This window comes from Lachnoclostridium phytofermentans ISDg (assembly GCF_000018685.1).
GTDB lineage: Bacteria > Bacillota > Clostridia > Lachnospirales > Lachnospiraceae > Lachnoclostridium > Lachnoclostridium phytofermentans.
In genome coordinates, this window is sequence record NC_010001.1 from 2,706,104 (window position 1) to 2,719,838 (window position 13,735).

Here is a 13,735-nt window from a genome sequence, read left to right on the forward strand (position 1 = left end):
GGGTGCTTTTTTTTGCCCAAACCAGTTTGTGGTTGCAACGCAGACACAAACTTGCTGAGTAAAAGATTTATCCTTTACTCTATATCCAATTCTTTTTGTCTTTTGAAATCATCCTTTCACAGCTCCAATCATAACCCCTTTTACAAAATGCTTTTGCACAAATGGGTAAATACATAACACTGGAACTGAAGCAACTACAATTGTAGAATACTTTAATAAATCTGTCAGACCACGCTGGGCAGCTAAAGCTGAAGCGTCGCTAATCATCGTATAATCAATCTTGTTCAATATTAAGATGTCACGTAAAACAACCTGTAAAGGAACCAAAGTCTGATCCTTTAAATAAATCATAGCATCAAAGTAAGAATTCCATTTACCTACGCCATAATACAGAGTTAATACCGCAATGATTGGTTTTGATAAAGGAATCACGATACGCAATAAGTATTTAAAAGGGGTACACCCATCGATTTGTCCTGCCTCATAAAGCTCATCTGGAATAGAGTTAATAAAATACGTTCTACAGATAATCATGAAATAAGTTGACATCGCCGATGGTATGATAAGTGCCCATCTTGTATTCACGAGTCCTAATTTATTTACTAGCATATAAGACGGAACTAAACCACCACTGAAATACATAGTAAATATAAATATCATAGCAACTTTATTCCTAGCAGTAAACTCTTTCCTAGACAACGGAAACGCACAAAGGATTGTCATCAGAATATTGACAGCAGTTCCCACAATCATGTAAAAGAAAGAATTCGAGAATCCCGTTAGGATGTTTTTATTCTTAAATACAGCTTCATAACCACGTAACGTCGGCCTTACTGGCAATAACCATACCTCATTTGCAATAACTGCCTGTGAGTCTGAAAATGATGCACTAACAATATAGATTAATGGTAATAAGACAATTAACATGGCTAGGGTTAATAATACATAGATAAATATAATAAATACCTTATCTCCGATTGGAGCCTTAGAAAATTTCTTCTTTTCTGTTTTCATATGCTCTCCCCCTTACCACAAACTAGTTTCTGTAATTACTTTAGAAAGCTTATTCACAGCAATTAACATGAGAAAGCTGACTAAGGACTGAAATAGTCCTGCTGCCGTGGAGAAACCGTAATCAGCATTGACTAGACCAACCTTATAAACAAACGTTGCAATAACCTCTGATCTCGCTAAGTTCATACTGTTTTGCATAAGGTAAACTTTATCAAATCCAATATTAATCATATTACCGCAAGCAAATATTAGCATCGTTACTATTGTCGGACGGATTGCTGGCAAGTCTACATGCCATATTCTCTTCATTCTGCTCGCTCCATCCACGATTGCGGCTTCTTTTAATTCTGGACTAACTCCGGCAAGCGCTGCTATGTAGATAATGGCAGAATATCCGGTAACCTGCCAGACACCACTCCAAACATATAAACCTCTAAAAATATTAGCATTTCCAAAAAAGTTGATTGGACCTACACCAAATAAGCCTATCAGCTTATTGATAATACCAATACGCAAATCTGTCATTTGCATTAACATACCAACCATAACAACAGTCGATATGAAATAAGGTGCATAAGTAACCATCTGAACCGTCTTTTTAAATTTTACTGCTTTGATTTCATTTAGTCCCACCGCCAATAAAATCGGGATTGGAAAACTAGCTATTAAACTGTAAATACCAAGCACTAAAGTATTCCAAATTACTTTAGAACTAGATGGGGAAAGCAAAAACTGCTTAAAATACCGTAAGCCTACCCAATCACTTCCCAAAATACCTTTTTTGATACTATAATCCTTAAATGCCAGTATAACTCCTCCCATTGGAATATAAGCGAATACAATTGCATATATCAAAGGAATTGCTATAATCACCCAAAATTGCCAGTTTGAGTTTTTTATCTTATGCTTTTTTTCTCTACTCATCGTCGCTCTCAAAAGACAACCTCCCTTAGAAATGAGGGGGCTGATAAACCATTATGTAGCAGCCCCCTTGATTCTTATATCATTCTTTTACTTACCCATCTGTCTATCAAAAGCTGTTTGATATACTTCTAGCAAAGTAGGTAAACCGATATTATCAAATCCTTTCACATAGGAATCCCAATCTTTATCTAAAGATTTACTACCAGTAATGAAAGCAACTTTATTCTCTTCAATATAGTTCTGAACTTCCACACCGATTGTCTGAATCTTCGTGGATTCTTCATCCGTTAATTTTAACGTTGGTAAGATATCCAAGTCACCATTTTGTGCAAATGGCTCCATCTTTTCCTTGCTTGCATCAAATAAAAGTTTCTCAAGTCCTTCTGCTGTTCCAACATCTACATTCGCATCTGTAGCCTGACCTAAACGGAAGTCTGCTGGACGGTATGCAATATTAACATCCTGCCAGTCGTGATTTTGGGTTTCTGCTGAATAAGCATTTAATATTTCATAAAGCGCTGGTTCACCATTTAGACCAACCTTACCGTCCGGATTCATCACCCAGTCTTTCCCTTCATCAGCACCAAACTGTGCAGATAAAGAACCTTGATAGGTAAAGAAGAAATCAGCCCATCTTAAGGCAGCTTCTGGATATTTACATTTATCTGTAATCATAAATGAACCTTCTTCTACACCTGAATATTTCATGTATGTTGCATTTCTAGTACCATCTGGACCTGCAAGTGGAGACATTGCTTGATAGTGTCTATAGGTTTCGTTATTTCCTGTTGCATCAAACATATCAGATATAGTTCCAGTTGGGATAAAGAGGATTGGCTCCCCTTCCTGATTTGCTAATGTTCTTAACTGCTCTCCATTCTGTGTAAAGTTACCGTCATAGATTGCACCTAATTCATATAGGCTGTTCATATATTCTAATGCTTTTTTATATCCGTCCGTATTTGCGATCGTAATGACCTTTCCGTCTTTCGTTACGGCAGTCTCATCACGGTAGGATTGTGTTTTACCAGGTTCAAAGGTAAAGGAGTTTACTAAAAACTCTTCAAAGCGTACATGCCATCCGCTGTTCGCTCCACCAATCGCAATACCATTTGGGTTAATTTCTAGGAATTTCTTACATACATCATAAAATTCATCTGTAGTTGTTGGTACATCAACACCCATCTTTTCTAACCAGTAAGTATTTACCCACATCTTCTTCGCATACTGGCAGTGATAACATTCATTCAAGCCAGCAAGAGAATAAAAATGTCCATCAGTTTCTCTTGTAGCACCGAGATACTGCCCCATTGCAGCTAAATAATTTGGCGTATTTTTCTCATTAATATAGTCATCCAGCTGAATCAAAATGCCTTCTTTTACCCCATATTTTGCTCTATTGGCATTCACATACATGATGATATCTGGATAATCGTTCGTGCTTAACGAAAGATTTAACTTTGTTTCCCAATCATCTCTTGAACCAGTTTCGAATTTCATCTTAATGCCAGTCTTCTCTTCCATGAATTTTGTAAAATCATTGGATACAAAATTCTCAACGTTAGGCATAGATAAACAAAAGATTGTCATTTCGATTGGTTCCTTCACAATCGGATATGTACCTGGTTCTGTCAAAATACTTGTAGAGTCTTTGACCTTTCCCGAGTCAGCACTTTCTGACTTACTACATCCCGTAACACCCATAATCATCACGGTAGTAAGTAATAAAGCAACTGCTCTTTTCAATTTCATTTTCTTCATAAAAAACCCTCCTCCTATACTTTTCATTAATTTGTTATATTTTTCTCTTTTGTATGGTTCAATCTTATGAAAAATAGCTAAACATTTCTACAGACATTTTTGATTTGAGGCATACATTTTTGTATAAAACATATATATACATGGGTTTTTTCATTAGATTCTGTACTAATTAGTATAAAAAAACCCAGTAGTGGTTGCTACTGGATTTTAATGGTATTTATTTATTTTTTAATATTAAAAAGGTATGGTGAATTTGTTTGGCTTAAAAATTAAATAACATTGCTTCTATTCAATAGAAGGTTCAATTTACTTTTCTGCTATTTAGATTTCTAATATCGCTATCATCGAAAACGTTCAAAAGAAATATATCTGGTACCTTGAAAAGTTAATTTACCTACATCCCCTTCTACCAACATACCAAATTCTTCGCCACTTACTCCTAGCTCCATACGATCCCCACTTTCAAATTGAAAAGTAGCATAATAATAATTGGAATAACTAGAACTGACAGTATTATTTGCATTATGATGGTTATGGTGTGATGTGCTCATTCGTTTTGTAACCACACTTGCTTCTACAGTCAATCTTGGTGAATTATTGTTTTTATGCCAATTTTTGATATTATAAATAATTGCGAAAATAATGAGACCTAGAATTAGGAAAAATATAATATTAAATATCGAAAAAAATCCTATCGTTCCAGGAAAACCAAATGGATCGTTAAACATAAAAGCCCCTCACTTTATATATCTTATTTTTGTTGATACATCATAATTTATCTTAATGTCATTTTATGACAAAATTGTGTTATATGTTTCTGATTAATCTTAATACTTAAACCCATTAATTTGAATCGAAACATTAAATGTGATATAGTTATGTTAGTACTAATATACACTCTTGTCAATTGAACTGCGATATTTGTTTAATAATGTGGAAAAAATATGATATTAAAAATCTTAATCCTAATGCAGGTTGTTACACTTGAGTTAGTATATACCTTTGGACGCAAAAAGTTTAACATTGATAATAATTTATATGAATAGGTTTGGCTAATTTAAACGAAATCATAGAATTGAGGGATACATAATGGAAAATGAAACTTATCATCAGAAGAAAGCGAAAGAAAACATCCTTAAATTAAGAGAACTCTTAACTCAGCTACCTCCTTGGTTAAAAGATTTTTTTCGTGGAATAGAGCAATCTACAGAACCACGGACCAGAATCGCCTATGCCATTGATTTACAAACATTTTTAGAATTCTTACAATCACAAAATCCTTCCTTTGAAGGTAAACCTATTAAAGAAATTCCACGAGATGTTTTAACTTCATTAAAATCTACGGATATCGAAGAATACTTAGAACATCTAAAATATTATAAAAACGCAGAAGGAAAAGAATTTATCAACAATGATCGTGCCATGAAACGCAAACTCTCTACCCTGCGTACTATGTACAGTTATTATCATAAAAATAAAATCATAGATGAGAATCCGGTACTTCAAGTTGATATGCCAAAAATTCATGAAAAAGCTATCGTTCGTCTTGAAATCAATGAAGTAGCTGAATTATTAGATGTTGTTGAAACAGGAAGTAAACTAACTGATACTCAAAAAGTATTTCATGAAAAGAATAAAGTCCGTGACCTAGCCTTAATGACCTTACTATTAGGAACTGGTATCCGAGTATCTGAGTGTGTTGGCCTTGATTTAACAGACGTTGATTTTGATAATGACCGCATCAAAGTAGTTAGAAAAGGTGGTTATGAATCCTATGTTTACTTTGGAGAAGAAGTTCGAGATGCACTACTCTCTTACATGGACGAACGAGACCAGATTATTGCTGTAGATGGTCATGAAAATGCACTCTTTCTTTCTTCAAGAAGAAGCCGCATCAGCGTTCGTAATGTCGAAGTTCTAGTAAAGAAATATGCACAAACAGTAACAACCCTTAAGAAAATCACACCACATAAGCTAAGAAGTACTTATGGTACTTCTCTATATCAAGAAACAGGAGATATTTATCTAGTAGCTGACGTTTTAGGGCATCGCGATGTTAATACTACGAAGAAGCACTATGCTGCTATTGAGGATGAGAGAAGAAGAAGTGCTAGGGATAAGGTGAAGTTGAGGGAAAAATAACTAAGATAGTAACTCCCGCCCGCCACGCACCAAAAAATAACTGATTTTGGACGAAACCTCCATTAACACTTTCAAATAACAATTATGATTTTAGTTAAAATTATGGACGAAACTATCCTTAACACACACGTTAATTAGTTTCGTCCATTTGAACGTAATTAGAAGAAATATTTTACTTTTCTTCTTAAACCTTTGCACTTAGGACAGGTAATTTTATGCCTCATTTCATAAACGCTTCGATTCTTTGGCGACATCTGATAGTCATAGCCACATTTGCCACACTTCCACCATACATCCTCTGCATATGAAGACATTATTTCATCAGGATCACAAGTTAAATAATTGTTCTGATAGGACCATTCTTTCATCCATTCAGGCGTTAACATCTTTAATGTATTAAATCCTGGTAGAAACCTACGATTGTTGCAATATGGGCAGTTAGATATTTGGTTGTAATAATTGAATAAATGTTCATTTAGAGGTTCATGATATAATCCACCGCAGGTACTATTCGTTCTTTTCCTTTTCATTCAGACTCTCAGATGATTTATATAATTCCATAAGTCTGTTATACTCGCTTACCATAAGAAACATAGTGGATTTTGTACTAATCTCATAATCACAGATCATGCAATTATGGTTCACATCATACGGACACACCTTATCAAATGCGGTATACAAACATTCGCATTCATCCTGCTTTGATACAGCTTCTCCATTACCGATGCGATGAAGAGCTTTGATAATGCTGCTTCTGTCAGATGAAGAATACAGCTTGCTGACTAATTCAGATGTTTTCTTAAATGAGGCAGTAGCCTTACTGACTATATTTTCTATTTCAGCAGGTGTCAAACTGGTCATAAAAGGTAATCAGTTTATTGGATGTGTCACTCATTGATGCAATAAGCTTTTCCTTTAGGATCTCATATTTCTCGTGGATATCCATATTGCTGTTAGCAAAGTATTCTTTTATAAGAGGCAAATATTCCTGAAAATCAGAAGGTTCTATATACATAGTACTGTCTTTCCATACAGGCTTAATTCCGAACCACTTATTGTCTACAAGAAATGATGATAGATCTTTGAGAAAGGTATCTGATGTAATGCCATAAACTTTTTTTATGTTAAGGAAAAATTCCTTAAATTCTATCACTAATCATCACCGCCTTTATCTTCAAAATATTTCTCCGCCTGCCATAAACGATAGTCAAATATCTCTTTGTTAATCTTGCGGTATTTCTTTTCAAGTTCACTCTTATTCTGAAGATAAGCTAGAGCAGACTCTGGGGATTTATCACCTCTCCAGCACATAAGCCCTGCAACATCTTCCCCAAAAAGCGTCAGCTTCACGGAAAACCAGTGTCTTAAAGCATGAGGGGCAAGTCCTTTCTCCTGAAGGAGCATTCCATAGGTAGCGACCTCTGAATCATTATTTGCTAGAAGAACAGGAATAATGTCATCTACAACTTTTTTGAATTTATCGTAATAAGACTTATAGGTTATAGCCATTTCTCGTGCGTTTACAGTAAGAGGACCATAATCAGCTTCATATTTTCTACCATCCATATACTCCATATAAGACTGATAGAACTTATAGAAAAGATTTCTGAATGCGGGGTAGATATCCTGCATTCGTTCTTTTTTTATGCCTCCAACCTTTCACTGGCAAACAGGTAGAATGGCTTTTGGAAGGATTAGAAATCGAACAGAAAAAAGCACATCATGAAGTGAAAATAAAGGCTGAAAACGTATGCTTTTAACTAGCTAAAATGTGCCGAAAAAGCACCTTGGAACCATTGAAAATTCGGCATTTTGCAGGCGTCTCACCTCTGAGGCACTCCTCCATTATTAATCTAATACTCCATGTTTCTACTGTGGAGTTTATCTGTCTGTTCATCTCATTCCCTATAACTACATTTATATGATGTTTTTCCGAAATTACTCTGTCGCATGTACGCAAATTGGTAACAAACACCTTGCAACCAAGAAGAAAAAGAGAATAGAGAACAACCATTGATTCTATCTTTTTATCTAAAACTATAAGCACCTATGAATCTCTATTTATTCCCTTCTTTGCTAATCCATATGCTACCTTACAGATAAAATCAAACAATTCACCCCAAGAATATTCTTTCTCCTCACTCTGAAAGGCAAGGTGATTCCTATATTTGGCATTATGTTGCAACAACGAATAAACGGACAACTTGAATCCATCAGATTTTTCAGTTCCATTCAAAACAGTCATAATATCTCTCTAATCTCCTTTTTTTGCTCAAGTAATAATATCCTCAACCCTAGGTTAATCTTTTCTAGCGGTGATTAATTCTCTGTCTCATAGTATTGCGCCTGGGCGCTCCACAACTTGTAATACATTCCTGATTTATCATTCACTAGCACATCATGGCTACCAAGTTGAACCAAACTACCCTCGTGAAACACTGCAATATCATTACAAAAACGACAGGAAGATAATCGATGTGAAATGAATACGGTGGACTTCTCCCCTATGATTTTATTCATTTCACTATATACCTCAAATTCTGCAATAGGGTCAAGCGCTGCCGTTGGTTCGTCAAGTATAATGAATGGAGCATCTTTATATAGAGCTCTTGCCAACGCAATTTTCTGTGCCTCTCCACCGGAGATGTTAACACCCTGTTCATCAAAATCTTTATATAATTTTGTTGAGAGACCATGGGGCAACTTGTCTTGACGTACTCCAAAGCCTGCATCACGAAGACAGCAAGACACTTTGTCACTGTCATAGTCCATGCTACCGGCAATATTCTGACCAAGTTCAAAGGAAAGCAGCTTGAAATCCTGAAACACAACAGAAAATAATCGCAAATACTCGGCATAATCATATTCTCGTATATCAATTCCATTCAGTAGTATCTCGCCCTCAGTTGGATCATACAAACGGCACAAGAGTTTAATAAATGTTGTCTTTCCACTTCCATTCATGCCCACTACAGCTAGCCTTTGTCCCTCATTGAATGTTAGCGATACATTGCGCAGTGCATACTTATCCTGTCCAGGATATCGAAATGAAACATTACGAAATTCAATTTTCTGTTTTTCACTACTGTTTTGACTGACAGTCATATCACTATGACTCATTTTATTAGGTACGTCTAATAATTCAAATACAGTACGTAAAAATGAAGTATTATTTCTTAAATCACCGGTTGTCTCAATTAACTTCGATAGACCGCCGGATAATGCAGTAATTGCGCTCACATATTGCACAATGGAACCAACACCAAAAGCTCCTCCCAAAGCTTTCAAGCACACAAAAATATACGCAACTCCAACAAATATCTGTGACACGGCTCCGGACATTGCATGGTATACCCCCATACCTCCCCTTGATGCTTTCGCAAGCTTTGATGAAGGAATAAAAGGGTTATACTTTGCCAAATTACTCTTGCTCAAAATATCCTGACGATAAATACGCACATCTAGCGCCTTCGAACGGTCATTTCCCAGTGAACCAAGCCAAAATCCGAAAAGCCGATTTCCCAATTGATTTTCATCCGCACATTTTACCCAATAGGAACCTGCCTTAACAGAATACCAAGGTGCGGCAAATATGACACCTAACATGACCACGACAATAAGAAGAATAAAAATCGGATGATTGAGTATCGTCAATTTTCCGCTTTCCGGTTTGACCGGCAAAAGGAACAAAGATGCTGTCAGCATAATGGCCCCGATAATGGAAATAACCGATTTAATGATTGCCTCAAAACTATATACAAGTTTATATAGTCCCCAGCCCCCTGAGTCCGTATTTTGCCAGATTTGAGAGCGAAGTTCCTGTACGCGACCGTCATCCACGTCTACAAAATCCATTGATAAAAGTTTTTCCATAAACACTTTATTTTGAGTATGCCACAGGCTGTCTAACTGAACATTCTTCCACCTGGTCAATCCAGCACCAAACATTGATAGTACAGCAGTTGTAATCATCAACGCCAACGCATATGCCATAAGGGTCTGTGAATTGCGTCCTCCGGCAATCTCATCAATCAGACGGGCTAACAACCAAATACCCACATATGGTGTCAGGGCATCAACAACACCGCATATCAGTATGGATAACAGTAACCTGGGATTTTCTTTCCACCAAACTTTAAATCCACGTAAAGTTAACCGTACCGTTTCCCGAAAAGAAACAGAGGTCTTACTCTTTTTCATCGTCCACCCCTCCTTCTCGATAGTACCTGCTTTGAATCTCAAATAGATCCGCATAATGTCCATTCCGAGTAATTAACTCATCATGTGTCCCCTCCTCATCGATGCACCCTTCTGCAATTAGTATAATGCGGTCGCAAAATCTAGTAGAAGCAAGACGATGGGAAATATAAACAGCCATACGACCATCTATAAGTTCATTATATTTATTATAGATATCACTCTCAGCTATTGGATCAAGTGCAGAAGTAGGTTCATCCAGAATCAAAATCGGAGCATTCTTATACAGAGCACGAGCCAACATCAACCGTTGCAATTCTCCTCCTGATAAATTGATACCATCAGTAAACACCCTGCCTATATGAGTCTCCACCCCATTCGGCAATCCGGCAATTTTCTCTGTGAGTCCTGCCTGATTTATGCATCGTTCCATCAATTCTGTATCGATATTTTCATCCGTTTGCGCAATATTCTCAGCAATCGTCACGTCAAGGACCGAAAAATCCTGAAATACAGCAGAAAATAATTTATAATAATCCCTGCGATTATATGTCCTGATGTCTACATTATTTAACAACACTTTTCCTTCTGTAGGGTCCAAAAATCCGCACATCAGTTTAATAAGCGTGGTCTTTCCAGCACCATTCAAACCGACAATTGCCAACTTTTCTCCTGGTCTGATAGTCAAATTAATGTGAGAGAGTGTATTTTTTTCGGACTTTGGGTAGCAAAAAGAGACATCTCTCAACTCAATCTGATAAGGAATCTTCAAGTCAGGTGTGATAGGTGTACCTTCCTCCATTTTAAAGGATTCGGGATAATCCAAAAATTCCCTAACCGCAGAGATGTCAAGACTTTGTTTCCGAAGAGTTGCAAAATCACTCATAATACTGCCGATACCACTTGTAAAAACATTCACAGTATTAAAATATAGCACAAACTGCGCGGCAGACATCTTCCCCCCAAGCACGGCTCCAATCAGGAAAAGATAAACAATACCATTCCTCATAAATGTAAGTACGATATCTACGATATTTCCCCATATATAGACTCGTTCTCCACGAGCAATAAAACTTCGATACAAACGAAGTATGCTATTATATACCTCTTCTATCCAGTCCACCATTCCAAAAATGCGAACATCTTTTGCCAATGTGTAATCTCTTGATTTTTCACTTAGATAATTCATACGGCGAGAATATTCAGATTCTTCATCCCTGTGTCGATATCCCCAACCATTAAGATAATTACTCACTAAAAAACTGACAATGGTGGTAACTACAACCGCAATAATCATAAACGGATCCAGAGTAGCAAGCAATGAAAGATAAATAATGAACTCAGCCACATTCTTTAATAAATTCGTCAAAGTTGTCCAGATTGCCTCAGTAGCAGCTGTATTGCTGGTAACAAGCATAGAAGCTTTATCCATTTTCTTCCGCACATCCTGATCCTCAATATCGGGATATGACATTGTCAGTGACTTGTTTTGAATCATAGCTCCAATCATGAGACGTACTTCTATACGCCCAAACTGTGAACAAGATGTGAGATAGGCTTTAGCAGCACCCAGTATCATCAATGCTGCTGTAAACATGAATATGATTACCGTCAGTTCTGCAACAGAAACTTTCGCTTCAACTGCACTGAGAATAGAAGGCACAATAAAAAGTTGTGTAAGGCTGAACAGAATTACAGCCACAGTCATTGTAAGACCAAGCAATATTACGCTTCGACGCCTTCTCCAGGCAAGCGATATCATATATGCGGTATTCTGTCCTAATCTATAAGTCGGTCTTTGCAGCTTACGTTTTGCAGCGCCCGACACCTTTAATGAAACAGACATTACGATTCCTCCGTTTTTCGTTTATATGTTTTAAAATAAGATGGTCATTGTAAATGATTATATCTCTCTATAATCTCCTCCAAACTTTGTTTCCCATCTTTCAAGTCGGTAACTAAATTATGCAATTCATCTGACAGCTTGTTGGTTTTATTTATTTTCTCGTTATTGTTATCATCTAAAAACTTAGCTAGCTGAAATATGGTAGAATAAGTAAATAAATCAACAATCGTAATTTTTCCAGGAAGCAGTTTTTCTATGTGGAAATATACACTTCTTATTTTTAACGAATCGCCTCCCATATCAAAAAAACTGTCATGAATACTAAATGTATCATAGCCCAATACTTCCTTCCATATGGTAGCAACCAACTTTTCATAATATGTATATCCTTTTATCTTTTAATTCCCTACGCAATCTTGCGTTTTCCTTTGCTTCATCACTTTCATAATTGCCTGATCCTCTTGTAGGTACTTCTCCATTGTTTTCTTTTGCATCTTTTGTCCAGTTACCCAGAGCAGTTCTACTCACTCCTAATTTTTCTGCACATCCTTTAAGACCGAGGTCCTTGTGTTCAAAGTAATACTTAGCTGCATTCTCTTTAAAATTCTTATCAAACTGTTTACTCATGAAATTCCTCCATCACTTATTGATTTTATTATATCTTATATTTTGGAATTTTCCACTTTCAACTTGTACCATTAATATTCTACCACCAGATACTGTTTTACTTGCACCAGTCATTCACTTTCAGACCACTGAGTTTTCTGCTTTGAATTCTGCTTCTCCATAAAGTGATGGAATCTGTTTTACTCATAAACATTGTCCTCCCTGTTGTATTATAGGGAAGAATATCATTTTTTGTTAGGCTATGGAATAACGCCTTCTTTTGAAGCACTTACAGAAGTTTTAATGCCTCGGAGTAATTCATTAAAAAACAATGTTCTAGTTTAAAAGATACCAAAAAAGAGACACCTAAAAATCGAGAGACATCTCTTTTTGACCAAAATATGCTCTCGATTTAGTGACGCTTAAATTCTGACGGTGTATTATTCATTGCTTACTATGTACCAGTCACACCACTGCTTGATATGCTCTTATTCATGGAGTATATATAAAACAAGAGCTAATTTCGTAGCTGTCCAGCACCATACTTATCTTAGCTGTTCTATATTTACAGATTTTTCTTCACTTACTCATTAAATTAGCGATGCACTAATAAATTGTTTAAAAATCGAATAGAAAGCATCCCAACACTCATTAAATTCAATTGTGTCAGCAAAGATAGGAATATTAGCCAAATAACAAACAAGCATTCCCCGTCTTTCAATAATACTTTTTTTTGCATTCAGACAGATTTCTGTAACGTTGCCAGTGGTAATGAAAAAGGTCTCGTTGAAAACCTTGTAGGCTATGCACGTCGTAACTTTATCTTCTATGATGGTGAGTTAGTAACAACTTATGACCGATTCTACGGTACTGGTAAGACAGAATACCGCTTGGAACATTATATCGATCTATTAGAGAGAAAGCCACGTGCTGTATTTCAGGCGAAGCCAGTTCGGTACAATGTCACAAAGGAACTACTTGATTGGGGAAAACTTCTTCCCGGCGGTAATAAGGAAATGGTTAAACTCCTGCGCCTTTGCGTAGACTATGGAGAGGAAAAAATCTCGAAATAATATCTCAATGTATACTCTAAACAGAAAAGCTCCTTAAGTACATCAACCCTATTATCAATCAGCCTTCTACCTATTCAATTTTTGTACACACTCCCAAAACACCGTTTATGGAAACATTTCTGCCCCACATTTCAGTTTGTTGTGCTTCTCATTATTGCTATTACATGTACAT

Annotated in this window: 15 protein-coding genes; 2 read left to right on the plus strand and 13 right to left on the minus strand. The window is 36.3% G+C overall.

Features of this window, described 5'->3' with window-relative positions; genetic code table 11:
* Positions 1-108: 108 nt before the first annotated feature.
* The 4 genes from CPHY_RS11320 to CPHY_RS11335 all read right to left on the minus strand — a co-directional run bounded on the left by CPHY_RS11320 (position 109) and on the right by CPHY_RS11335 (position 4,427).
* Positions 109-1,014, minus strand: a complete 906-nt coding sequence (locus CPHY_RS11320) for a carbohydrate ABC transporter permease (RefSeq protein WP_012200211.1) — start codon at positions 1,012-1,014, stop codon at positions 109-111.
* Between the two features lie 12 nt (positions 1,015-1,026).
* A complete protein-coding gene (locus CPHY_RS11325) occupies positions 1,027-1,950 on the minus strand; it encodes an ABC transporter permease (RefSeq protein ID WP_012200212.1) in 924 nt (307 codons plus the stop codon).
* Between the two features lie 75 nt (positions 1,951-2,025).
* On the minus strand, positions 2,026-3,699 hold the full coding sequence (locus CPHY_RS11330) for an ABC transporter substrate-binding protein (protein ID WP_012200213.1): 1,674 nt from the start codon (positions 3,697-3,699) through the stop codon (positions 2,026-2,028).
* A 341-nt stretch (positions 3,700-4,040) separates the two neighbouring features.
* Entirely contained in the window at positions 4,041-4,427 is a 387-nt protein-coding gene (locus CPHY_RS11335) for a DUF2500 domain-containing protein (protein ID WP_012200214.1), read from the minus strand.
* Positions 4,428-4,788: 361 nt separating this feature from the next.
* Here CPHY_RS11335 and CPHY_RS11340 point away from each other — a divergent pair, with 361 nt between their 5' ends.
* Positions 4,789-5,841 (plus strand): tyrosine-type recombinase/integrase, encoded by a 1,053-nt coding sequence (locus tag CPHY_RS11340; protein ID WP_012200215.1) that lies wholly within the window; start codon positions 4,789-4,791, stop codon positions 5,839-5,841.
* A 158-nt stretch (positions 5,842-5,999) separates the two neighbouring features.
* On the opposite strand, the gene CPHY_RS11345 is transcribed toward CPHY_RS11340, so the two are convergent.
* From CPHY_RS11345 to CPHY_RS11390, 9 genes are all read right to left on the minus strand, one after another.
* Positions 6,000-6,371 (minus strand): zinc-ribbon domain-containing protein, encoded by a 372-nt coding sequence (locus CPHY_RS11345; protein WP_049762372.1) that lies wholly within the window; start codon positions 6,369-6,371, stop codon positions 6,000-6,002.
* The gene (locus CPHY_RS11350) at positions 6,349-6,702 is read right to left on the minus strand and encodes a hypothetical protein (protein WP_041703544.1); all 354 of its coding nucleotides are present in this window, start codon (positions 6,700-6,702) and stop codon (positions 6,349-6,351) included. Before CPHY_RS11350 ends, CPHY_RS11345 begins: the two co-directional genes overlap by 23 nt.
* Entirely contained in the window at positions 6,680-6,994 is a 315-nt protein-coding gene (locus tag CPHY_RS11355; RefSeq protein WP_012200218.1) for a hypothetical protein, read from the minus strand. The genes CPHY_RS11350 and CPHY_RS11355 overlap by 23 nt, the downstream gene beginning before the upstream one ends.
* Positions 6,994-7,407: a hypothetical protein gene (locus CPHY_RS11360; RefSeq protein WP_157668715.1), complete on the minus strand. Its 414-nt coding sequence runs from the start codon at positions 7,405-7,407 to the stop codon at positions 6,994-6,996. Before CPHY_RS11360 ends, CPHY_RS11355 begins: the two co-directional genes overlap by 1 nt.
* A 481-nt stretch (positions 7,408-7,888) precedes the next feature.
* Positions 7,889-8,086, minus strand: a complete 198-nt coding sequence (locus CPHY_RS11370; RefSeq protein ID WP_041703550.1) for a hypothetical protein — start codon at positions 8,084-8,086, stop codon at positions 7,889-7,891.
* 74 nt (positions 8,087-8,160) lie between these two features.
* The gene (locus CPHY_RS11375; RefSeq protein WP_012200220.1) at positions 8,161-10,041 is read right to left on the minus strand and encodes an ABC transporter ATP-binding protein; all 1,881 of its coding nucleotides are present in this window, start codon (positions 10,039-10,041) and stop codon (positions 8,161-8,163) included.
* On the minus strand, positions 10,028-11,884 hold the full coding sequence (locus tag CPHY_RS11380; RefSeq protein ID WP_012200221.1) for an ABC transporter ATP-binding protein: 1,857 nt from the start codon (positions 11,882-11,884) through the stop codon (positions 10,028-10,030). The genes CPHY_RS11375 and CPHY_RS11380 overlap by 14 nt, the downstream gene beginning before the upstream one ends.
* A 44-nt stretch (positions 11,885-11,928) precedes the next feature.
* On the minus strand, positions 11,929-12,252 hold the full coding sequence (locus CPHY_RS11385) for a phosphopantetheine-binding protein (RefSeq protein ID WP_012200222.1): 324 nt from the start codon (positions 12,250-12,252) through the stop codon (positions 11,929-11,931).
* Between the two features lie 4 nt (positions 12,253-12,256).
* A complete protein-coding gene (locus CPHY_RS11390; RefSeq protein ID WP_012200223.1) occupies positions 12,257-12,511 on the minus strand; it encodes a transposase in 255 nt (84 codons plus the stop codon).
* 593 nt (positions 12,512-13,104) lie between these two features.
* On the opposite strand from CPHY_RS11390, the gene CPHY_RS11395 reads away from it, so the two are divergent.
* Positions 13,105-13,563 carry a hypothetical protein gene (locus tag CPHY_RS11395; RefSeq protein WP_012200224.1) on the plus strand — a complete coding sequence of 153 codons (459 nt, stop codon included), beginning with the start codon at positions 13,105-13,107 and terminating at the stop codon, positions 13,561-13,563.
* Positions 13,564-13,735: the final 172 nt, after the last annotated feature.

What these genes read in the sequence shown, in the direction of transcription:
- CPHY_RS11340 (WP_012200215.1), top strand. Translation starts at nt 4,789, where the DNA reads ATGGAAAATGAAACTTATCATCAGAAGAAAGCGAAAGAAAACATCCTT.
- CPHY_RS11390 (WP_012200223.1), bottom strand. Translation starts at nt 12,511, where the DNA reads ATGAGTAAACAGTTTGATAAGAATTTTAAAGAGAATGCAGCTAAGTAT.
- CPHY_RS11380 (WP_012200221.1), bottom strand. Translation starts at nt 11,884, where the DNA reads ATGTCTGTTTCATTAAAGGTGTCGGGCGCTGCAAAACGTAAGCTGCAA.
- CPHY_RS11375 (WP_012200220.1), bottom strand. Translation starts at nt 10,041, where the DNA reads ATGAAAAAGAGTAAGACCTCTGTTTCTTTTCGGGAAACGGTACGGTTA.
- CPHY_RS11370 (WP_041703550.1), bottom strand. Translation starts at nt 8,086, where the DNA reads ATGACTGTTTTGAATGGAACTGAAAAATCTGATGGATTCAAGTTGTCC.
- CPHY_RS11350 (WP_041703544.1), bottom strand. Translation starts at nt 6,702, where the DNA reads ATGACCAGTTTGACACCTGCTGAAATAGAAAATATAGTCAGTAAGGCT.
- CPHY_RS11345 (WP_049762372.1), bottom strand. Translation starts at nt 6,371, where the DNA reads ATGAAAAGGAAAAGAACGAATAGTACCTGCGGTGGATTATATCATGAA.
- CPHY_RS11320 (WP_012200211.1), bottom strand. Translation starts at nt 1,014, where the DNA reads ATGAAAACAGAAAAGAAGAAATTTTCTAAGGCTCCAATCGGAGATAAG.
- CPHY_RS11335 (WP_012200214.1), bottom strand. Translation starts at nt 4,427, where the DNA reads ATGTTTAACGATCCATTTGGTTTTCCTGGAACGATAGGATTTTTTTCG.
- CPHY_RS11330 (WP_012200213.1), bottom strand. Translation starts at nt 3,699, where the DNA reads ATGAAGAAAATGAAATTGAAAAGAGCAGTTGCTTTATTACTTACTACC.
- CPHY_RS11360 (WP_157668715.1), bottom strand. Translation starts at nt 7,407, where the DNA reads ATGGATGGTAGAAAATATGAAGCTGATTATGGTCCTCTTACTGTAAAC.